This is a genomic window from Streptosporangium sp. DT93, assembly GCF_049844535.1.
Lineage (GTDB): Bacteria > Actinomycetota > Actinomycetes > Streptosporangiales > Streptosporangiaceae > Streptosporangium.
This window is the reverse complement of sequence record NZ_JBNCLF010000002.1, coordinates 409285-428872: the sequence shown is the minus strand read 5'-3', so window position 1 is coordinate 428872 and position 19588 is coordinate 409285. Positions and strand designations below refer to the sequence as shown.

Annotated in this window: 16 protein-coding genes; 7 read left to right on the top strand and 9 right to left on the bottom strand. The window is 72.7% G+C overall.

What is annotated here, in order from left to right; translation table 11 throughout:
* The first annotated feature begins 25 nt into the window (after nucleotides 1–25).
* From ACLQ2R_RS07090 to ACLQ2R_RS07080, 3 genes are read left to right on the top strand one after another with little or no spacing between them, the layout of a single operon-like run.
* Nucleotides 26–1882: an endonuclease/exonuclease/phosphatase family protein gene (locus ACLQ2R_RS07090; RefSeq protein WP_425958520.1), complete on the top strand. Its 1857-nt coding sequence runs from the start codon at nucleotides 26–28 to the stop codon at nucleotides 1880–1882.
* Nucleotides 1883–1910: 28 nt separating this feature from the next.
* Entirely contained in the window at nucleotides 1911–2390 is a 480-nt protein-coding gene (locus ACLQ2R_RS07085) for a thiol-disulfide oxidoreductase DCC family protein (protein WP_425958519.1), read from the top strand.
* Nucleotides 2387–2611, top strand: a complete 225-nt coding sequence (locus ACLQ2R_RS07080) for a hypothetical protein (protein WP_425958518.1) — start codon at nucleotides 2387–2389, stop codon at nucleotides 2609–2611. Before ACLQ2R_RS07085 ends, ACLQ2R_RS07080 begins: the two co-directional genes overlap by 4 nt.
* A 37-nt stretch (nucleotides 2612–2648) precedes the next feature.
* Here ACLQ2R_RS07080 and ACLQ2R_RS07075 read toward each other — a convergent pair whose 3' ends face one another.
* Complete coding sequence (locus ACLQ2R_RS07075; protein ID WP_425958517.1) at nucleotides 2649–3704, bottom strand: hypothetical protein; 1056 nt, start codon at nucleotides 3702–3704, stop codon at nucleotides 2649–2651.
* A gap of 107 nt (nucleotides 3705–3811) precedes the next feature.
* Complete coding sequence (locus ACLQ2R_RS07070) at nucleotides 3812–5248, bottom strand: glutamate--cysteine ligase (protein WP_425958516.1); 1437 nt, start codon at nucleotides 5246–5248, stop codon at nucleotides 3812–3814.
* Between the two features lie 250 nt (nucleotides 5249–5498).
* Between ACLQ2R_RS07070 and ACLQ2R_RS07065 the strand changes: the two genes are divergently transcribed.
* Nucleotides 5499–6686 carry an alcohol dehydrogenase catalytic domain-containing protein gene (locus ACLQ2R_RS07065; RefSeq protein WP_425958515.1) on the top strand — a complete coding sequence of 396 codons (1188 nt, stop codon included), beginning with the start codon at nucleotides 5499–5501 and terminating at the stop codon, nucleotides 6684–6686.
* Nucleotides 6687–6977: 291 nt separating this feature from the next.
* The gene (locus ACLQ2R_RS07060; RefSeq protein WP_425958514.1) at nucleotides 6978–8282 is read left to right on the top strand and encodes a hypothetical protein; all 1305 of its coding nucleotides are present in this window, start codon (nucleotides 6978–6980) and stop codon (nucleotides 8280–8282) included.
* Between the two features lie 44 nt (nucleotides 8283–8326).
* Here the strand turns inward: ACLQ2R_RS07060 and ACLQ2R_RS07055 are convergent, their stop codons facing one another.
* The gene (locus ACLQ2R_RS07055) at nucleotides 8327–9730 is read right to left on the bottom strand and encodes a methyltransferase domain-containing protein (RefSeq protein ID WP_425958513.1); all 1404 of its coding nucleotides are present in this window, start codon (nucleotides 9728–9730) and stop codon (nucleotides 8327–8329) included.
* Between the two features lie 63 nt (nucleotides 9731–9793).
* Nucleotides 9794–10771: a LysR family transcriptional regulator gene (locus tag ACLQ2R_RS07050; protein ID WP_425958512.1), complete on the bottom strand. Its 978-nt coding sequence runs from the start codon at nucleotides 10769–10771 to the stop codon at nucleotides 9794–9796.
* Nucleotides 10772–10913: 142 nt separating this feature from the next.
* On the opposite strand from ACLQ2R_RS07050, the gene ACLQ2R_RS07045 reads away from it, so the two are divergent.
* Nucleotides 10914–11357, top strand: coding sequence for a nuclear transport factor 2 family protein (locus tag ACLQ2R_RS07045; protein ID WP_425958511.1), 444 nt, complete (start codon nucleotides 10914–10916; stop codon nucleotides 11355–11357).
* Between the two features lie 180 nt (nucleotides 11358–11537).
* Here the strand turns inward: ACLQ2R_RS07045 and ACLQ2R_RS07040 are convergent, their stop codons facing one another.
* From ACLQ2R_RS07040 to ACLQ2R_RS07025, 4 genes are all read right to left on the bottom strand, one after another.
* Nucleotides 11538–13403, bottom strand: a complete 1866-nt coding sequence (locus ACLQ2R_RS07040; RefSeq protein ID WP_425958510.1) for a glycoside hydrolase family 127 protein — start codon at nucleotides 13401–13403, stop codon at nucleotides 11538–11540.
* Nucleotides 13396–14169, bottom strand: a complete 774-nt coding sequence (locus ACLQ2R_RS07035; RefSeq protein WP_425958509.1) for a carbohydrate ABC transporter permease — start codon at nucleotides 14167–14169, stop codon at nucleotides 13396–13398. Before ACLQ2R_RS07035 ends, ACLQ2R_RS07040 begins: the two co-directional genes overlap by 8 nt.
* Nucleotides 14170–14248: 79 nt before the next feature.
* Nucleotides 14249–15175 carry a carbohydrate ABC transporter permease gene (locus tag ACLQ2R_RS07030; protein WP_425958508.1) on the bottom strand — a complete coding sequence of 309 codons (927 nt, stop codon included), beginning with the start codon at nucleotides 15173–15175 and terminating at the stop codon, nucleotides 14249–14251.
* Between the two features lie 2 nt (nucleotides 15176–15177).
* The gene (locus ACLQ2R_RS07025) at nucleotides 15178–16452 is read right to left on the bottom strand and encodes an ABC transporter substrate-binding protein (protein WP_425958507.1); all 1275 of its coding nucleotides are present in this window, start codon (nucleotides 16450–16452) and stop codon (nucleotides 15178–15180) included.
* A 214-nt stretch (nucleotides 16453–16666) separates the two neighbouring features.
* On the opposite strand from ACLQ2R_RS07025, the gene ACLQ2R_RS07020 reads away from it, so the two are divergent.
* Nucleotides 16667–17698, top strand: coding sequence for a LacI family DNA-binding transcriptional regulator (locus ACLQ2R_RS07020; protein ID WP_425958506.1), 1032 nt, complete (start codon nucleotides 16667–16669; stop codon nucleotides 17696–17698).
* Between the two features lie 112 nt (nucleotides 17699–17810).
* Here ACLQ2R_RS07020 and ACLQ2R_RS07015 read toward each other — a convergent pair whose 3' ends face one another.
* Complete coding sequence (locus ACLQ2R_RS07015) at nucleotides 17811–19100, bottom strand: hypothetical protein (protein ID WP_425958505.1); 1290 nt, start codon at nucleotides 19098–19100, stop codon at nucleotides 17811–17813.
* Nucleotides 19101–19588: the final 488 nt, after the last annotated feature.

The window sequence follows — 19588 nt, the reverse complement described above, 5'->3', positions numbered from 1 at the left end:
ATAGCTCGCGTTCTTTGGAGGAAAAATGCGGATTCGCCTGGACATGGCGCTCGGCGTGGTCGTGCTGACGGACGTGCTCAGGGTCTTCCTGCCGTCACTGATCACACTCTTCGGCCGGGCCGGGAGCACCCCCGCCGAGCTGATGGGCCTGTTCGCCCTGTCCTGGTTCGTCCTGGCCTTCCTCGCCGTCCCGCTCGCCAGGAGGATCAGGCCGCCGCTGATCGCCCTCGGCGCGGGCGGCGTGCTGCTCCTGGCCCGGCTGGTCCTCCAGACGACCGGCGGCGGGGACCTCCAGCTCTACGTCGCCGGCGTGGGCCTGCTGGCCGGGCTCGTCTGGCTGGTGGCGACCGCGATGGCCACCCTGGACGCCCGGCCGGTGATGGCCGGGGTGATCGCCGGTCTCGCGGCCTCCACGGTGATCCACGCGGCGCTGGACGGCATCGACCTGATGTGGCGCCCTGGACCGATCCCGTGGCTGCTGCTGGCGGTGGAGCTGGGGCTCTTCGGCATGCTGCTGATCCGGGCCGTCCCCGCGGACGAGGAGTACTCCGGCGCCCCGCGCGCCTGGCTCGCGATCGGCCCGGCCCTGCTGCTGTGGGGGCTGTACACGGGCAACACCGCGCACGCCCAGGCCGCGACGGACTCCGCCCAGCAGGCCGCCGCCGTGATCGTGGCGGCGTTCGCGGTGGTGTCGGTGCTGCCCGCCGCGCTGCCGGTGCTGCGCCGCCCGCTGCTTCCCGCGATCGCCCTGGTCGCCTCGGCGGTGGCGTTCACCCTGGGCAGGGCCACCGTGGACGGCGTCCAGGGGGTGGCGCCCGGCTGGACGATCGCCGCGCAGGTCGTCGGCCAGGTCGCGCTGGGCGCCTGCCTCGCGCACGCCGCGACGACCCTGGGCCCGGACCGGCCGGCCCGGCGCGGCCTGGCCATGGCCGGGGGCATGCTGCTGTTCGTCGTGTTCGTCTTCGGCTACTACGCCGCCTACGACCTCTACCTGCCCAACGGGTGGGTGCCGATCGCCGCGGCGATCGCCGTCGCGGCCCTGGCCCTGGTGGGCGGCGCGGGACTGCCCCGCCTCTCCTACGACCGGCGGTTCGCGGCGGCCGCCACCGCCTCGATCGCCCTGGTCGCCGCCGTGCCCCTGTGGCAGGGCGACGTGCCGCGCTGGGAGCCCCCGCCGGACGGCCTGCGGGTGGCGGCGTACAACATCAGGATGGGGTACGGCGAGTCCGGCAGGCTCTCCCTGGAGCAGCAGGCCGACGAGCTGCGGCGCCTGAGGCCGCACGTGGTCGTGCTGAGCGAGGCCGACCGGGGCTGGCTCCTCAACGGCGGCCACGACGGGGTACGGCTGATCGCCGAGCGGCTGGACATGCACTACATCTGGGCGCCCGCGACCGACGAGGTGTGGGGCGACGCGCTGCTCACCACGCTGCCGATCACGTCGATCCGCAACCACGTGCTGGTCCAGGGCGGCCCGACCGGCGCGCAGGCGCTGGAGGTCGGGCTGAACTGGCGGGGCAGGGAGTTCGTCATGATCGGCACCCACCTGCAGCCCTCGCCCGACCGGAACGATCTCGCGCAGGTCGGGCAGCTCGCCGGGATCGTCAAGGACGCCGCCGGGCGGGGCTCCCCGGTGGTCGTGGCCGGCGACCTGAACCTCCAGCCCGGGGACGCGGCCTGGAAGGTGCTCACCGGCGCGGGCCTGACCGACCCGCTGGACGCGGTCAGGCCGTTCGACACCATCCCGAGCGGGCGGGGCGGCCCGGTCGAGCAGATCGACCACGTCCTGGTCACCCCGGGATTCGCCGGGAAGGACCCGGTCAACCCGGACGTCCCGCACTCCGATCACCGCCCGATCGCGGTCACCCTGGTCGCCCATCCTTGATCGAACCGGGCTGGGTAGTGTCGGGGGCATGACGGGAGAACCGGTACTGGTCTTCGACGGCGACTGCGGTTTCTGCACGACGAGCGTCGGCCTCGCCGAGCGTCTCGTCGGGATCCGCGCCCGGGTCGTCCCCTGGCAGCGGGCCGACCTGGCAGCGCTGGGCGTCACGCGCGAGCGCGCCGAGTACGAGGTGCTCTGGGTCGAGGACGGCCGGGTGCGCGGCGGGGCCCAGGCCGTGGCCGGGCTGCTGATCGCCGCCGGTCTCCCGTGGAGCCCGCTGGGGTTCCTGCTGCGGGTCCCGCCGGTGCGATGGGCCGCCCACGGGCTGTACCGGCTCATCGCCGCCAACCGGCACCGCCTGCCCGGCGGCACGCCCGCCTGCGCCCTGCCCGCCCCGGCCTCGACCCCCGCGGCCCCGCCGTCCCCCTCCTCGTCCCCGTCCCCTCCCTCGTCGCCGCCCCCGGCTCCGTCCTCGTCGCCGGACGCCAGGGCCGCGGAGAGCCGATGAGGAACGCGCTGCTCCTCGCCCTGGAGCCGCTCGACGATCCCGGCAACCCGCCCTGGGAGACGGTGGGGCTCGTCCCCGGGGCGCGGACCGCGCTGCTGCCCCGCGTGTTCGGCGAGGCCCTGGAACGGCTGCGCGCCGCGGTGTGCGAGCACGACCCGGCGGTGGTGATCTGCGTCGGGCAGGCCGGCGACCTCCGCCTGGTCGGCGGCTCCCCGCGCTGACCGGCCGCACCCGCGACCGGAGCGGCGTGCCTTCCGGTCAGAGTGGCACGCCGAACACCGCCCGCCTGCCGGCGAACTCGCTCACGGTCCACACCGTGTTCCGGTCGCGCACGCAGGTGAGGTCCTCCGGCCCCACCGCGTAGGACCGCTTGGCCGGTCTGTCGCCGACCACGATCAGGGTGCCGTTCCCGGCCGCGCCCACGGTCTGGCTGAGGTACCAGGTGCCGCCGTGGGAGAGCGCGCCCTGGATCTTCCTCGCGGGCAGCGCGTAGGCGTCCACCGCCTGGACGACGCCTCCGGCGGGGGCGTTCGGCAGGCCCCCGGCGCCCAGCGACCAGCGGGCCACCCGCCCGGTCACCCCGGCCTCGTCGACGTACTCGCCGGAGATCAGGGTGTCGGGGGCGGTGCTGCGGTCGACGGCGGCGAAGGAGAAGCGGACGGTGCCGCTCGTGGTGGTCCAGGCGTCGGTCTGCGGCATCACGTACCGGTAGCCGAACGCCTCGTACACCCCGCCCTTCCTGCCGATCGAGGCCGTGCCCTCCCCGTCGACCTCGAAGATCTCCCGGACGTCGAAGACCCGCAGGCCCCGGGTGGTGTCGGCGACGTAGAGCAGGTCGCCGTACCAGGCGATGCCGCCGGCGTGGATGTTGATCGGCGCGATGTCGCCGTCGGCGGTGGCCCGGACGAGCAGGACGTGGCGGTAGCGGAGCGTGGCGGTGTTGAGGAAGGTCAGGCGCACGCCCCGCTCGGCCCCCGACGACGGCGTGTGGTACCAGCTCACCGCGAACACGCTCGCGCCGCCACCGGCGATCCCGGCGTCGGAGGCGCTCGTCAGGCCCTGCGGGTACCACTCCTTGACGGCGTTGTCGTCGTTGTCGAAGCAGTACCAGTCGACGGGCTTGGGGGTCATCCCGGTGAACGCGCCCGCGCCGTTCCTCCCCTTCCTGACCAGGACGCGGTTCGCCCTGGCCAGGACGTCCTTGAGGGGGGCCCGCTTGAGCTCCTTCTCCAGGGCCCTGATTCCGGCCGCGAGGCCGCCCCCGTCACGCCTGAGCCCGAACGGCTCCGTCGGTACGGCCTTCAACTGGCTCATGGGGGTCACTCCCTGTCCGGTTCCGCCGTGCCGGGCGGATCAAGATGCGGAGTTCATGAGTATGCCTCTACTCAAATCCCTTTTGCAGTTAAAGCGGCCAGGTGCGGCTAAAGGGGCCAGGTGTGTATGGGTTCACCCGTCAGCGCGAGCTCCCGGTACCGGCTGACCATGCGCGCCCACGCCTCCCGGTCGCCGCCCAGGCGGGCCGTCGCCTCCCGCTGCCAGATCGCGCCCGTACGGCGGCGCGTGACGCGCTCGCGCACGATGTCCAGCGTCCACCGGATCTCGTCGGCGTCCACGCCCATCCGGGTGAGCCCGGCCTCGGCGACCGGCAGCAGCTCCAGGGCGAGCCGGTCGGCGGGGATCTCCTCGCCCAGGCCGGGCCAGCTCATCGACGCGTCCAGGCCGTGGGTCGCGGCGCGGTAGAAGTTGCGGTAGGCCCCGGCGAAGGGGAACTCCTCCACCGCCTGAAGGGCCAGGGACGCGGTCAGCCCGAGCAGGAACGCGCTGTTGGCCACCATGTCGGACGAGCTCGGCCCGGCGGGCAGGGCGCGCATCTCCACCCGCAGGTGTCCCCCGTCGCCCGTGTCGTAGACCGGGCGGTTCCACAGCCAGACCGTGCCCTGGTGCAGGCGCAGCTCGGCCAGCTCCGGAACGCCGCCGGGGCCCGGCTCGCCGGAATCCGTGATCATCGGCAGCACCGGCTCGTAGTCGCGGACGCAGGTGGCGAACATCTCCTCGATGCCGCTCGTCCACTTCGACCCGAAGGACACCCGCCCGTCCCTGCGGTCGAGCCGTTCCACGTCCCGGTCGTCGGCGGCCTCCTCGAACAGCGCGATCCTCGTCTCCTCCCACAGGTGCCTGCCCAGGAAGGAGGGGGAGTTGCCGCTGACCGCGAGGACCGGCCCGATGGCGAGCTGCGCGGCGTTGTAGACGCGGGCGAAGTCCGTGGGGGTGGTGCGGAGGTGGACCTGCCAGGAGGTGTTGGCACTCTCCAGGATCATCCCCTCGACCTCCAGCTCCAGCCGCTCGGCCCCCTCCAGGAGCACCCGGAACGGCTCGTCGCGCAACCGGCGCATGCCCCTGGACATCGCCTTGTAGCGGTCCTCCCCGCTCAGGGCCTCGTGGGTGAAGTCGGCCTCGCTGAGGGAGGGCAGGATGCCGATCGCCACGGCGTGGCCCCCCTGCGTCGCGGCCGCGGCCTCCACCACGGCCATGACCTCCCGCACCTCGCGCACCATGGCGGTGAACGGGCGCCCGGCGATCGGCAGCGGGGTCAGGTTCGCCTCCAGGTTGAACCTGCCCAGCTCCAGCGTGAGCCGGTCGTCGCCCGCGGCGGCCTCCACCTCGTGGTTGCGGGGAAGCGGCCGTCCGTCGGGCGTGATGAGGAACATCTCCAGCTCGGCCCCGATGGTCGCCGGGCCCGCGCCGAAGCCGGGCCGCGCGAGCACCTCGCTCAGGCTGTCGAGCTGCTCCGCCAGCTTCGCCCTGAACTGGACGAACTCCTCCTCGGAGTAGCGGTCCTTGTCGACTTTCTGCCCCATCACACCGTCCGATCAGTCGGTCCTCGTCCCGTCTCGTGCTTCCTGCCTCTCTCCCAGCATGGCCCCTCTAATCAGTGCTCGGCACACGTCTTCACCAGGGGCTCCGACTTCCGGTGAGGCGCCCGCGGCCGTACGGCTTCCCCCGGTGCCCCTCGGGCCCCGACAATGGTGCCGGTCCACCGGGTCTCCGGGCCGCGAGGACGCGGGGTCGCGGAGCGGCCGGGTACGACCCGGAAAAGGGGGCAGTCGGGTGCGAGCGGTGGTCTTCGACGGTTTCGGAGCCGATCTCGAGGTCAGGGAGGTGCCCGCCCCGCAGCCGCCGCCCGGCGGAGCGGTGATCCGGGTGGAGGCCACCGGCCTGTGCCGGAGCGACTGGCACGGCTGGAAAGGGCACGACCCGGACATCCGCATCTTTCCCCATGTGCCGGGGCACGAGTTCTCCGGGGTCGTCGAGGCCGTGGGCGCGGGCGTCGTCTCCTGGCGGCCCGGCGACCGGGTGACGGCCCCGTTCGTCTGCGCCTGCGGCTCGTGCGCGGCCTGCGCGGCCGGGGAGCAGCAGGTCTGCGAGCGCCAGACCCAGCCGGGGTTCACCCACTGGGGCTCCTTCGCCGAGTACGTCGCGATCGACCACGCCGAGGTGAACCTGGTACGGCTCCCCGAGGAGATGGCCTTCTCCACCGCCGCGAGCCTGGGCTGCCGCTTCGCCACCTCCTACCGCGCGATCACCACCGTGGGCCGGGTCCGGCCGGACGAGTGGGTGGTCGTGCACGGCTGCGGCGGCGTGGGCCTGTCCGCCGTCATGATCGCCGCCGCGGCCGGGGCCAGGGTGATCGCCGTGGACGTCTCCTTCGGCGCCCTGGAACTGGCCCGGCGGTTCGGCGCCATCACCTGCGTCCCCGTCGCCCCGTCCCGGACCGAGACCGGGAGCGGTCCCGGACCGGAGGCCGGGGCGACGGGCGGGGACAGGACCGGGACCGAGGACGGGAGCGGGCCCGGGAACGGGAGCGGCGTTCCCGGGCCCGGACCCGGGCCCGCCGTCCCGGGGCTCAGGCCCGCCGTCCCGGGTGCCGAGGTCGCCGCGCGGATCAGGGAGCTGACCTCGGGCGGCGCACACGTCTCCGTGGACGCCCTCGGCAGCCCCGAGACGTGCACGGCCTCGATCGAGAGCCTGCGCCGCCGGGGCCGTCACGTCCAGATAGGCCTGCTGCCGGGGCTGACCGCGCTCCCGATGGGCCGGGTGATCGGCCACGAGCTGGAGCTCCTCGGCAGCCACGGCATGGCCGCGCACGCCTACCCGGAGATGCTGGCGGCCGTCGCCCGGGGGACCCTGCGGCCGGAGGCGCTGGTCACCCGGTCCATCGGCCTGGAGGAGGCCGGGGCCGCTCTCGCGTCGGTCGGCTCGGTCCCCGGCGTGACGATGATCCTGCCCCGGCGGTGACCCCGGGGGGACCACGGCGACCGTACGAGGACCACGGTGCCCCCGGAGAGACCATAGTGATCTTCACGGGTCACGGTGGCGTTCGGGGGACCACGCGTGACCCTCGCGGACCGTGGTGGTCACACGGGCCGCGACGATCACCACAGCCCTCTTCGCGCATCCGTGAGCCCGTGAACTCCTGAGCCCGGACCTGTGAACCCGTGACCGAAAAGGACCGTGTCGCAGTTTTTTGTTGACCGCGACCTGGACACGTGTCTAGTTTGAGGATCCCGGTTCGGCGAAGGACGCGCCATGACACTTCTCCCCGACTACTCCGGCCCGTTCGATCCCGGCTTCCGGCTGGAGCACCTCTGTCGCGGGGCGCTCGCCGTGCTCGGCAGGGAGTGGCTGCTCCACGGCCACCTGCAGGACCGGGTCGGCGTGCCGATGGTGCTCGAACACGACGGCCGGCGGGAGGCCGAGCGGGTCGCCGTCGAGGAGTGGGCGGCGGCCAGCCCCGTCTACTCGATCCGGATGCAGGAGGCGCTGGGCTTCCGGGGCGACGGCGTCTCGTCGATCCTGAAGAACCTCCAGCTCGACATCGGCGCCCCGCCGCAGTTCATGGACTTCCGGCTGCGGCTGGTCGACGAACGGCACGGGGAGTTCGAGCTGGCCCACTGCGGTGCGCTCCTCGACGTCCAGCCGATGGGCGAGGACTGGGTGCGGGGCATGTGCCACACCATCGAGGACCCCACGTTCGACGCGACGGGCGCGGCCACCAACCCGCGAACACGCTTCCTGCCGGTCCACCGCCCACCCCGGGTGCCCGCGGACCGGATGCCGCACTGCCGCTGGCGCGTCGAGATCTCCGAGAGCGCCGAGCCCCTCGCCCCGCATCCCGGCCGGGCCGAGGTGGAGGCGTCGCTGCTCGCCCGGCTGCCGGTCACCTCGGGCAAGGTCTCGGCCGAGCCGGGCGGGCTGGACGGGTACGGCGGCCCCTTCGACCCGGACTTCCGGCTTGAGGACCTGTCGCACGCGGCGCTGCAGACCGTGCTGGACGAGGTCGCGCTCCAGAGCCACCTGCTCTTTCGCGGGTACCTGCTCAGCGTGAACCGGTGGTACGGCGAGCAGGCCGCGCGGCGGGCCGGGCCCCGGGTGCTCGTCGGGCTGGCGGGGCTCACCGCGAGCAGGATCCGCGCGGCCATGAACGTCCCCGACGACGGCGCCGCCGCCATCGGCAGGGTCCTGCAGCTCCACCCGACCTTCCGGCCGGACTCCTACGCGGGCCTGGACGTCGAGGTCTCCGGGCCGCTCCGGGTGAGGTTCGGTCTCCCCGACGCGCCGATCTTCCGGGAGGCCGACCCCTTCACCTGGCTGGCCGAGCTGGGCGGTGACGCCGACCGGGCCCTGAACGCGGTCGTCGCCGCGGTCGATCCGCGTGCGCGGTGCGTCCCGGTCCCGCTCAGGGAGGGGGAACGCCACGCGTACGAGGCCGTGATCGATCCCGGCGCCCGCCCGGCGCCCGAGGAACCCGAGGTCCGCCTGGCCCGCATCAGCCGGGGTGCGGGGTTCGCCTTCCACCGCCTGGCGGATACCGGCGCGGCCCCCGGCCGCTGAATCCGGAACCTAGACCGGGACCGGAGCTGGAGCCGGGACCCGAATCAGGACCGGGGCCGGGGCCTGGAGGGACCGTGGGCTCCGAGTCGCTCGCTCCAGCGGCCGACGGCCTCCTCGTCGGCGAAGGCCAGGGCGCGGAGCATCTTGCCGCCGCCGGTCTCGACGTTGCGGCGCAGGCGCCGGTTCATCCGGCCGGGCAGCCCCACGGCCCCCGCCTCGACGCCGTCGCCGTAGAACGGGGCGAAGGCCACCCCGGCGAATCCGGTACGGCTGAGCAGGGTGACCAGGGTCTCGGCCGAGTAGAACATGAGGCCGTCGCGGGTGAACCCCCTCCAGCCGTCCCCGTACGCCTTGAGCTGCAGGGAGGCGGCGTTCGCGGTGAGGATCAGCAGCACCCCGCCCGGGGCGAGCAGATCGCGCAGGCACCGGAGATCCTCCAGCGGCCTGGGGAGCCGGGCCAGGACCGACCACAGGGTGATCACGTCGAATCCACCGCCGGTCACCCCTGCGGCACCGTCACCCGCGAGGCCCCAACGGATCCCGCCGCGGCCCGAGCAGAGCCCGGCGAGGCCCGCACAGGACCCGGCGAGATCGGGACGCGTCCCGGCGAGCTCGTGACAGGGCCCCGCGAGGCCGGAGCGGATCCCGGCGAGGCCGGAGCGGACCCTCGCGAGATCAGGGCGGTCCCCGGCAAGGCCGGAGCGGGCCCCCGTGAGATCGGGGCGGTTCACAACGAGATCGAGGTGGTTCCCGGCGAGACCGGGGCGGGTCCCCGGGCGGTGGCCGGTGGCGGCCGTCACGGAACCGGCCGGGAGGTCCAGCCCGGCCACGTCGAAACCGCGTTCCGCGGCGAGCCGGAGAAAGAGCCCGGTGCCGCGGCCGACGTCGAGCAGCCTTCGCCCGTGGCCCGACGAGAACACCGGGCCGAAGGCGTCCATGGTCAGCCGGTAGCGCTGCCGCCGCCGGTCGGCCGGGCGTCTGCGCGTCCCGCCGCCCGGCGTCGCCGGAGGGGACGCGCCGGGTACCGCGACCGGGGAGACGCGACGGCCCGCGCGCCGGGCGTCCGCTCCGGTGGGCAGGACGGCCGGGGTGCCCGCCGGACCGGACGCCCCGGCGGGCAGGACGGCCGGGTTGCGGTAGAGGAGCCCGCACGCCGGGCAGCGCACCACGCGGTAGTTCCCCCCGCGCCCGGCACCGGCCCGCTGGAACAGCGGTTGCTGACGGGTCTCCCCGCAGAGCCGGCACGTGACGAACCGCTCGGCCCCCTCCAGCAGGATCCGCTCGCGGTAGTCCTGGAACCTCAGCACGGGGGTACGGCCGATCCTCAGACGCCATCGGACCTCGCGCACGAGCCGCTCACCGGGACGGACGTAGGACCTGTGGTGCCTGGGCACACGGTCGTAGCGGGAGCCGTACACGACCCGGGAGAGCACGCGCTCCGCGAACATCGCAGACATCCCTCCACCGGGCCTCCCCGGCAGGAGGATCACTCCAAACGTGGCACGGCTCCCTTAGGGACTCAACCGCCCTTTCGCCTCGGTATCGTCAGATATTTCGTCGATCACTAAAGATCGGCGCAAATCACGCGCCTCCTCGGAACCCGAGGAGAAGGGGCCGAGCTCGGCGGCGGTCCGGGCCAGCGCGCGGACGGCCGGGTTCTCGGTGCTGGACCGCCAGGTCAGGGCCCACCGGAGGTCGGGGGCGTCGCGCAGGGGCACGAAGACGACGCCGGGCGGCCGGTTGTAACGGGCGGCGAGCTCGCCCAGCGGGTGGACGCAGTGCCCGCCGGCGACCAGGGAGAGGATCTCGTGGAAGGTCCGCGCGGCGGGCCCGCGGGGGACGCGCCGGCCGAGCGGCGTGCGCGTGGGGACCATGGACGCGACCCAGTACTCGGGCGCGCCGGGGCCGAGGTCGACGACGTGGTTGTCGGCGAGGTCCTCCAGGGACGCGGTGCCGCGACCGGCGAGCGGATGGCCCGCCGGCACGGCCAGCACGCGACCCGTGGTGAACACGGTGGGGCCGACCGTGAGGTCCGGTTCGGCGACGGGCAGCCACAGGACGTTCGCGTCGTGCTCCCCGGCGCGCAGGGCGGTGAACGGGTCGCTGCCGTTGATCTCGCCGAACCGGACGTCGACGCCGGGGCAGCGGGCGCGGAACGCGTCGACGAGGGGGCGGAGTTCGTGCCCGGCATGGCCGAACACGCCCAGCCGCAGGGTCCGGCCCGCGCCCGGGCCCGCCGCCTCGGCGCGGGCGAGTCCCGCGTGGAGGAGGTCGAGGGCCTGCCTCAGGTCTTCGCGGAGACGCCGGCCGACGGGGGTCAGGGCCACGCGCCGGCTGGTGCGGTCGAACAGGGTCACGCCGAGGCGCCGTTCCTGCCTGCCGACGGCCTGGCTGACCCGGGCCTGGGACACGCGGAGCCGTTCCGCGGTGCGGCCGAAGTGAAGCTCCTCGGCCAGCGTCAGGAAGATCTCGATGTCGCGCAGCTCCACAGATAACTCCTGTGTTATGGATCGCCCCGCGAAGCCTACATTGTTCCGCCACCGGCCCCCGGCGATGCTGGACGCATCACCAGCGGACAGGCGGCGCACGCCTGGCCGGACCGTCGGCAGGCAGGGGACACCGTTGAACGGCGTGCGGGACATCGTTGATCGTTTCGAGATCGAGGCGCTGCGCGCCGAGCTCACCGACGCGGTGACGATGCGCGACTACGACCGCGCCGAGTCGCTGTTCACGCCCGACGCCGTGGTCCGGTGGCCGCACATCGGCAGGGAGTTCGCCGGCCGGGAGCGGATCCGCGCGGGGATCGAGTGGGGGCAGGGACTGTGGGAGTTCTTCGTGCAGAACCTGCACCCGGGCGTCGTCCGGCTGGACGGCGACACCGCGACCGGCCGCGCGTACGTCCAGGAGTTCGGGCGGATGCGCGACGGCGGCTCGCATCTGAACCACGCCCTGTACCACGACCGCTACCGGCGGACCCCCGACGGCTGGAGGTTCAGCGAGCGCGTCTACGAGGTCCGCTACGTCGACTCCACCCCTCTGACGGGCTCACCCCCCTCCACGGCGCCCGAGGCGTGAGCACGACTCGCGGCCTCCTGCCGTCCGCGACGTCGCCGTGAGCCGCGTGACCCGCGTGGCCCGGCGGGCCTGAATCCCGCCGGCCCGCCTCTCCGCGCCCCCGGCCCCTCGAGGCCGTCCTCGGTGAATCGGCTCGGGTCCACGGCCCCGTCGCGGACGTCCCCGGGAATCGACCCGGGTTCAGGCCAGGGGCAGCCACACCCGCATGCTCGACGGCCCGCGGTTGCCCCAGCGGTGGTAGGGGATCATCCGCAGCGTGACCTCCTGCCCGGCCACGGGCTCCTGTCCCGCCGCGACCTCCTGCCCCGGCGCCTCCTGCCCCGGCACCTCCTGTCCCGGCGCGGCCCCCTGCCCCGCCCGGTAGGGCCAGACGGCGTCGGCGGGCGCGACCAGGCAGGCGCGGGCCTCCAGCTCGACGACCCCGTCCTCCGTCCGCTCGGCCGGCGGTTCGGGAAGGGCCTTGACCAGCGCCAGCGGCGGCTCGTCGCCGACCGACTCGGCGCAGTAGACGAGCGGGCCGCGCTCGACCGCGGCGCACCCGCGCACCGCGTCCACCCTCCGGTCGGGGAAGGTCCAGCGGGACCGCATCGGCAGGTCGAGCCGGATCCGGTCGCCCGGACGCCAGTCGGCCTCGGCCGTCACGTGGCCGGGCCCGGCCGGGCGGGTCGTGCCGCCGTGGGTGAGGGTCGCGCCCTCGGCCCAGGAGGGGACGCGCAGGACGATCCGCCCGGGGCGGCCCTCGACGACGTGCGCGGTGACCGTACCCGACCAGGGGTAGTCGGTCTCCAGCCGCAGCGCCAGGCCCCGGTGGCGGATCTCGGCGGGCGCGTAGTGGTGGATGTGGAGGGCGTCGCCGTCGGCGGCGGCCAGGTAGGCCGGCAGCGAGGCGAGGGTGCGGGCGATGTTGTTCGGGCAGCACGACACGTCGTACCAGGAGGAGCGCAGCCCGGCCCCGGACGTGTGGTCGACGACGCCCTCGCGCGGCTCGGGCGGGATCCGCATGTGCAGCGGGTTGGCGTAGAAGAACGAGCGGCCGTCCAGTGCCGGCGAGGTGGCGAGCACGTTGTACATGGTGCGTTCGGCCAGGTCGGCGTAGCGGGCCCGGCCGGTGGCCAGCAGCAGCCGGTGCGAGAGCATGATCGAGGCGATGCCGGCGCAGGTCTCGGAGTAGGCCCGGTCGGCCGGGAGCTCGAAGTCCTCGCCGAAGGCCTCGTCGGTGTGGCGCGAGCCCATCCCCCCGGTCAGGTAGGTGCGCCGGGCGACCGTGTTCTCCCACTGCTCCTCGATCGCGTGCAGCAGCTCGTCGTCGCCGGTCTCGACGGCCACGTCCACCGCGCCGCTCGCCAGGTACAGGGCCCGCACGGCGTGCCCGCGCAGCACCCGCGCCCGGCGTACCGGCAGGTCGTCCTGGAAGTAGGCGCGTCCCAGGTGGATCGGTCCCAGGGCGGGCAGGCCGCGCCGCTCGACGAAGCGCCGGGCCATCTCCAGGTAGCGCCCGGTCCCGGTCGCCCGGTACAGCTCGACCAGCGCCATCTCCACCTCGGGGTGGCCGCAGGTCTCGGCGGTCTCCATGAAGCGGTCGCAGACGTGGTCGGCGGCCCGGCGGGCGACCGTGGTGAGCTCGTCCTCGCCGTGCGCGCGCAGCCGGGCCACCCCGGCCTGGATGAGGTGGCCGTAGCAGTACAGCTCGTGCCCCCACTCGAAGTCGCTGTAGCGCTCCGAGTTCCAGCGGGTGTTGAGGTAGCCGTCGCCCTCCTGGGCGGCGGCGACGGTCGCGGCCAGCTCGGGCAGGCCGGGATGACCTGCCCAGGCCATCCCCTCCAGCAGCTTGTACGCCTCGGAGTCGCTGAACTCCCTTCCCCGGCGGGGACGCTCGCCGCGGAAGTTGCCGATCCAGCCCTCCCGTTCCATCCACTCCAGGCAGTGGTCGATCACGACCTCGCGGTTGAGGTCCACCCGGTCGCCCCAGAAACCGGGGGCGAGCCGTACGGTGTCGAGGCCGAGAGGGGACAGCACCCCTGTGGAAGGGATGACAGGACTAACCACGCAGGGCTCCTGACATGAATCCGCGCACGTAGTGGCGCTGGAGGACGACGAAGAGGATCAGGCAGGGCACGGCCATGACCATGACGCCGGCCTGCAGCATGCCGTAGTCGATGGCGCCGAAGGTGCGCTGGGTCATGCTGACCACGGCCACCGGGAGGGTGAAGTTCGCCCCGTCGTTGAGCAGGATGAGCGGCGCGAAGAAGTCGTTCCAGGAGGCGAGGAAGGCGAAGAGGGAGACGGTGACCAGCGCGGGCCGCACGGCGTACAGCAGGATGCGCCAGAAGGCGCGGAACGTTCCGCAGCCGTCGACGAGGGCGGCCTCCTCCAGTTCGCGGGGGATCGCCTCGAAGGCGTTGCGCATCATGAACAGCGCGAACGGCAGCTGGAACATCACGAACACCAGCGACAGGCCCACCAGGGAGTTCTGCAGCCCGATGTGGCCGAGCAGGACGTACAGCGGGATCAGGATGGTCGCGTACGGCACCATCAGGATGGCCAGGGTGACGAGGAAGAGCAGGTTCTTGCCGGGGAAGTCGAAGCGGGCGAAGGCGTAGCCGCCCAGCGCGGAGACGACCAGCGTGCCGGCGACGGTCATCCCCGACACCAGCACGCTGTTGACGAGGTAGACGTCCACGCCCTCGCCGAAGGAGGCCATCTCGGCGTAGTTGCCCACTCCCCCGTCGAAGGAGGACCAGCCGCTCCACACCAGCGGGAACAGGAAGAGCACCGCCAGCGCCGACATCGTGGTGTAGTAGGTCGTCCTCATCGGCCGCCCACCGCCCCGCCCCCCGCGCCCGCAAGGGCACCCCGTCGCGCACGCGCGTCGTCGCCGTGCTCGCACCGCCTCACGTGGACCTCCTAAACACCCGCATCTGTACGGCGTTGAGCGCGACCAGCGCGACCAGCAGCACGACCGAGAGCGCCGCGGCGCCGCCCAGGTCGAAGCGGAAGAACGCGTCGCGGTAGATGACCATGACCATGGAGACGGTGCTGTTGTCCGGCCCGCCGTTGGTGAAGATGAAGAACTGGTCGAAGGCGAGCAGGGAGCCGGTGACGCTGAGGATGAGCATCAGCGCGAGCGTGGGACGCAGCAGCGGAAGCGTGATCTTCGTGAAGATCTGCCACCGGTTCGCGCCGTCCGACCGCGCCGCCTCGTAGACCTCCACCGGGATCGCCTGCAGGCCGGTGAGCAGGATGAGCATGTTGAACCCGGCGAAGCGCCACAGCACCAGCGCGATCGTGGAGAACAGCGCCATGTTCGGGGTGCCGGTCCACTTCACCGGCTCGTCGGTGATCCCCAGGGCCCGCAGCAGGGGGTCGACCGGCCCGAAGTCGTTGTTGAGCATGCCGTAGAACAGCAGGGCCGCGGTGGCGAAGCCGACCGCGCCCGGCAGGAAGAACGCGGTGCGGAAGAAGCCCACGCCGGGCCTGCGCTCCTGCACCAGCAGGGCCAGGCCGAGCGCCGCCGCCGACAGCAGCACCGTGATGATGGCGGTGTACTTCAGCGTGAAGCCCACCGCGTCGAGGAAGAGCGGATTGTCGGCGATCTTGAGGTAGTTGTCCGGCGCGTTGAGGGTCGCCTGGCCGAGCAGCGGCCAGCGGTTCAGCGACATCCAGACGACGAGCACCAGCGGTGCCACGAAGAGGGTGACGACGATGACGGCGGTCGGGGCGGCGTACAGCCAGCCCTGGGCCCGCCGCCCACGCCACCGCGGGGGCGGCGCCGGGACGGATCCCCGCGCCACCCTCCGCCGCGTTCCGGTCAGGGTCATGTTCACTGCTGCAATGACTTGGTGATCTCGGCGTTGAGCTGCGCGACCTTGCCGGCGTCTCCGAACAGCGCCTCGCGGGCCAGGCGCAGCCACGGCCCCTGCGGGTCGTTGAAGGTCTGCCCGAAGCGCAGCGCGTACGGCGTCTGCCCCTTGGCGACCATGGAGTTGATCAGCACCACGCGCGGGTCCTCGGCGGAGTACTTGTTGTTCGACAGGTCGGTGCGCGCGAGCACGTCCTTGTTCTTGGCCATGATCTCGACCTGTGCCTCGTCGGAGACCGTCCAGGACAGGAACTCCCAGGCCGCGTCGGCGTTCTTGGTGGTGGAGGAGATGCCGACCGAGTCGCCGCCCACGAAGGTGGACTCGCCGCCGTCGGGACCGGCGATCGGCGCGACGCCGACCTTCATGTCCGCGGGCAGCGTGCCGAGCGTGGTCGAGGGCATCGGCATGACGCCGATCTCGCCCTTGGGGAAGAAGCCGGTCCAGGTGGGGCCCTGCTCCTCCTTGGTCGTCGGGCCGGTCACGCCCTTGTCGTACAGCCCCTTGTAGATCGCGAAGACGTCGGTCATCGGGGACGTGTCGCTGAGCGAGGCGGTGCCCTCGGGGTTCATCACCTGGCCGCCGGCGGCCCAGACCGAGGGCCAGAAGGTGAAGACGTAACATCCGCCGCAGTTGCCGCCGAAGAACGTACCGTGCACCTTGTCGTCCTTGCCGAGCTTCTCGTCGACCGTGGTGGCCTGCTCGGCGAACTCCTTCAGCGTGGCAGGGCCCTTCTCGGGGTCCAGGCCGGCCTTCTCGTACAGGTCCTTGTTCCAGAACCAGACCGACAGGTCCAGCGTGTGCGGCAGCGTGTACCGGCGTCCCTCCTGCGTGCCCAGCTTCATGTGGCTGGGCGCCAGGGAGTCCTTGTACGGCAGCGCGGCGATCCGGTCGGTGACGTCGAGGAACAGCCCCTGGGAGGTGTAGTTCGGGACGAAGATCACGTCCGCGGCGAACACGTCCGGCAGCTGCTTGGCGCCCGCCGCCGCCGCGATGCGCGGCTGGTAGTTGTCGGTGGGGACGACGGTCAGCTTCACCTGGTTCTTGTGGCCGCTGTTGTAGGCCTTGACCAGGCGCTCGCTCTGGGCCTGTGTCGCGGCGCGGGTCCACATGGTGATCGTGACCGGCTCGGCCGAGGCGGGCGCGGCCTTCTGGGTGTCGCTCCCGCCGCAGGCGATCGTGGTTGTTAACGCTAACAGCGTGACGGCGACACCCATGGCACGCGCGCGTGGTTGCATGGTCTCTCCTCTTCCTGCATCCCCCGCGACGCACGAAATAGAAATAAAAGGTTTTCGGAAACGTAAAAGAAACATGGGGTCGTGTCAACACCCCCTGGCCAATTGGCTGCCATGAGGTAATCTCAGGGGGTTCCACCAGGCGGTCGGCCGAGGCCGCAGGGACGGACGCGGGGAAAAGGATTTCGTCAGGATGACGGGCAGGCGGTCACGCTCGGTGACCATAAGTGATGTGGCCTCGCTGGCCGGGGTGTCGATCGCCACCGTGTCCAAGGCACTCAACGGCAAGGACAACGTCCGGCCGGACACCCGCCGGCGGGTGCTGGAGGCGGCCGAGCAGCTCTCCTTCCGGCCCAACGCGCTGGCCAAGAACCTGCTGACCGGGCAGAGCCGCACGGTCGGCCTGCTCACCAGCGACAGCGTCGGCCGGTTCGGCATCCCGGTCCTGCTCGGCGCGGAGGACGCCTTCGGCGCCGGGGAGATGGCCGTGGTGCTGTGCGACGCGCGCGGCGACGCCATCCGCGAGCAGCACTACCTGCGGATGCTGCTGTCCCGGCGCGTCGACGGCCTGATCGTCGTGGGCGAGAGCACCGACCCGCGGCCCTCCATCAGCCGCGAGCTGCCGATCCCGGTGGTGTACGCCTACGGCCCGTCCGACGACCCCGACGACGTGTCGTTCGCGCCGGACGACGTGGGCGGCGCCATGCTCGCCGTACGGCACCTGCTGGCCACCGGGCGGCGCAGGATCGCGCACGTCACCGGGCCCACGCACTACAAGGCCGCGGCCGACCGGGCCGAGGGGGTGCGCCGGGCGCTGGGCGAGGCCGGGCTGGAGCCGGCCGGGGAGCCCCTGTTCGGCGCCTGGTCGCAGCGCTGGGGACGGCAGGCCGCCGAGATGCTGCTGCTCACCCAGCCCGGCCTGGACGCGGTGTTCTGCGGCAGCGACCAGATCGCCGCCGGCTTCATGGAGATCGCGCGCGAGCGCGGCCTGCGCCTGCCCTCCGACGTGGCGGTGATCGGCTACGACAACTGGGAGGTGCTCTCGGCCGAGACCAGGCCGCTGCTGACCAGCGTGGACCCGAACCTGGAACGGCTGGGGCACACGGCCGCGCAGCACCTGTTCGCCGCCATCGACGGGCAGGCGGCCCCGGGGGTGCACTCGATGCCGTGCCGCCTGGTGATCCGGGAGTCCACCGCGCCGCCCGCCCCGCCCGCCGCGCTCGTGGCGCAGCCCGGAACGTTCCCGTAGGCCTCTCCGCGAACGCGCCGGCCGGCCCGGACCCGGAGGTCCGAACCGGCCGGCGGTGCGGTGTTCGTGCGGTGTTCGCGGGTGTTCGCGGGTGTTCGTGCGGGGCGGGGGGTCAGAGGCCGAAGCGGCCCTTGATGTGCCTCCACCAGTCGCGGAACATCCACTTGTCGAACTCGGTGATCTGGCTCGCGCTCCCCGCCTTCATCAGGAAGCCCCCGACGCCGCTGGGCGTCCAGTCGTAGAAGTCGTCCAGGCCGAAGCTGTGGCCTATCTCGTGGAGCAGGATGTGCATGTTGGAGGCGTCGATGTTGCTCACGAAGTACTCGCTGCCGACGCGCTGACCCCAGTCACCTCCCGCTCCCCCGCCCATGCCCGCGGTCAGCCACAGGGACATGTCGTAGTGGCGCGCGGCCCCGCCCGGGCAGTTGGGGTACTGGCCGTTCTGGTTGAAGAAGCGGCCGCAGGGCTGGGCGCACTGGGGGGCGTTCTCCCGGATGTCGTTGACGTAGACGTCCACGGAGTTGTCGCTCCACTGCAGGGTGGCGCGGTCGCGCACCGCCCAGCCGACCACCTTGAGCGGGACCTCCGCGTACGGCCAGCCGTTGTGGCCCGCCATCACGTCCATCCACTTCTTGAACTGCCGGGCGAGCGAGGCGTGGATCCGGTCGCGCAGGGCGGCCGAGACCGGTGCCGAGGAGTCCCAGCGCACGCAGTAGTTGATGCTGCCCCGGTTGGCCATGATCTGGTCCCAGCCGAAGTTGCGGAAGACGTTGGGGCCGGGGTTGTAGGTGCTCTCGACGTGCTGCCAGACCTGGTTGAGGGGGGTGACCAGGTTGGCGGGCGGGGTCCAGCCGCTGGTGCCGCCGCCGTTGCCCGGCGACTCGGTGGAGTACGCCTTCACCTCCAGCAGGCCGACCGAGGCCGCGCCGCTCTGCAGCACCACGCGCAGCCGGGCGGAGGACACGCTGTTGAAGACGACCTTGTTGTAGGCGTTGACCGCCGTGGGGTAGCCGCTCGCACCGGCGACGTCGGCGTAGGAGCTCCCGTTCCAGTACTGCAGTTTCCACGAGGCGGGCACCCGCACGCCGCCGTTGTCGTCGAAGAAGTACACCTGCGCCGAGCGCAGGGTCTGGGGCTGGGACCAGGTCAGCTCGGCCCACTGGCTGCCGGTCTCGGGCCAGGTGCCCCAGCGCGGGTTGGCCGTGTCGTTGGAGCTCGGGGGGTCGATGTCATCCTTGATCGCCGCGACGCTCTCCCAGGAGGAGGTGTAGGAGGCGCTCGCCGTGGCGGAGACCGCCAGGTTGCCGTCTCCGGGTGCCGCGGCGGCCAGGGCGTCGGCCGGGGACATCAGCAGGCCGAGGATCAGGGCGGGCAGGGCCGCCGTCCACCATCGTCTTCCCATCTGTACGAACCTCCGTGGGGGGTCGGGTGTCGAACGCGGGGAGTGCGCTTCACCTGGTCGTCGTCCTGTTCGCGCCGGCACATTTTGTTAGCGCTAACAGAAACCGTTTACCCAACGGTCAGAGAGCCGGAAGGCCTCGTGTTACGACAAGGTTTCCCAGAGTGTTGGGGATGCGAAAAAGCCTGTCAAGTCCCGGCCCGCGCGGCCGTCCTCCTCGCCGGGCCCGGACCGGCCCGGAATTCCCCGCCGAAGGGCCGCTCCCGCGCCGGTGGTGGAACGTGCCCGCCGGAGGTCTCCCCCGGACGGCCGGTCGGCGGCCGCGTGGCGCTCACCTCCCCCGGGGCGGTGCCTGCCGGGGCGGGCGGGGGCGGACATGAGCGTGCTCCCCCGGTGATCCTTCCACCGGGGGAGCACGCCGGGCCGCCCGGCGGGCGCCGCGGGCGGCGCCGCCCCGCGCCGCGGCCAGGCCCAGGGCCGCGAGGGGCGGC